The organism is Sulfurimonas sp., assembly GCF_032250635.1.
GTDB lineage: Bacteria > Campylobacterota > Campylobacteria > Campylobacterales > Sulfurimonadaceae > Sulfurimonas.
On sequence record NZ_JAVVFL010000274.1, the window covers coordinates 1 to 1,542 of the forward strand.

The 1,542-nt window shown below is 35.7% G+C and carries 1 protein-coding gene; it reads right to left on the bottom strand.

Translation table 11 applies throughout. From position 1 onward, the window contains the following. Nucleotides 1-178: 178 nt before the first annotated feature. The coding region (locus tag RQ763_RS11705; protein WP_314153170.1) for a diguanylate cyclase at nt 179-1,542 on the bottom strand (1,364 nt) is incomplete at its 5' end.

The following is a 1,542-nucleotide window of genomic DNA, read 5'->3' on the forward strand; positions in this document are numbered from 1 at the left end:
GTTTTAAATATGAGCTTGTGAATGATCTTTATAAGATATTTTTTGGATATCAAATAGGCAATTATTGCGGCGATTATGCTTAGACCTATAGTTGTAGAGAGTTTTAAAAGAGCCTCGAAATCAATGCTTGTAATAATATTTTCCATATATACTCCAGTTGTTTAAAATAAATTAGTTTTTAGGCAAAAACAACGGCTCTGTTTCTTCCGCCGTTTTTTGCTTCATAGAGCGCTTTATCGGCTTTTTCGACTAATGTTTTTTCATTGTCGTCATGCTCAAGCTCGGCAATTCCTAAGCAGATCGTTTTATGTCCAACCTTTTCAAACTCATGTTCTTCGATGGAAGCCCTGAGTTTTTCAGCAAGAATAAAAGCTTTGTTTTTGTTTGTCTGAGGGCAGATGACTACAAACTCTTCGCCGCCCCATCTTCCGAATATATCGGATTTGCGTAAATTTTGAGAAATTACTTTTGTGGTTTGGCTTAGCACCATATCACCGACCTGGTGCCCGTAAGTATCGTTGACCGATTTAAAATGGTCAATGTCAACTAAAATCAGAGACAACGGCTGAGAGTGTCTTTTTGCGACCTCCATTTCTATCTGTAAAAACTCTTCAAATCTTCTTCTGTTATATATGCCTGTCAGTTTATCTATGGTGGCAAGTTTTTCAAGCTCTTTTTTAGCCGTTATATCTATACCGATCGAGACAAAAGATTTTATATTGTCGTGTTCATCTATTTGTGGAACAATATGTTGTTCAAGCCAGTACTCTGTTTTATCTTTTTTTCTGTTTTTTATCTCTCCGATCCAAGTTTTTTTAGAGAGTATCGTCTCCCACAGATCTTTTATGAGCTCTTTGTTCCTGTTCGGATCTTTTATAACACTCATCTTTTGTCCGACCAGCTCTCTTTTTGAATAACCGCTGGAGTTTATAAACGCATGGCTTACATCTATGATGGTACTGTCGGTATTGGTCGTAGCAGTTATAATGTATCTGTCGATTATAGAAGTGTACTCTTTTAATTTTTTATGCGCATTTAAAAGAGAGGTTTGGAGTTTGGCAGGTGTTTTTGATACATAAAAAGAGGTAATGAAACTAAGTATTACAGTCAAGATCAAAACGATAACACCGCTCTGGAGTATCTCATCTTTTAGACTCTCTTCATAAGTGTCGCTTGTCTTTAAGATAAAGAGCGCTTTATCTTCGTTTTTTAAGATATTGTCTATAGGATATACGTATATTCCATCTTTGGCATCTAGTCCATTTGGAAAATCTTCATGGATGCCTCTTTTGATATTTTTGTACTTGTTAAAAGAGTACTCTTCATTAGGGTGAAAAATATAGTTTTTCTCTTTGTCTATAATATAGTGTGTAAAGCTTGCTGATGTGCCTATTGCATTGAAAAGCTCTTGCGTTAAGATGTTTACAATGACAACTCCCATAAACTCACCATCTTTAAGCAGGGGTGCAGCTACTCTTATGGTAGGGTTGTAAGGTATCTCTATCTTGTTGTTTTCTATATTTAAGTCTAGTTTTGAGTGCC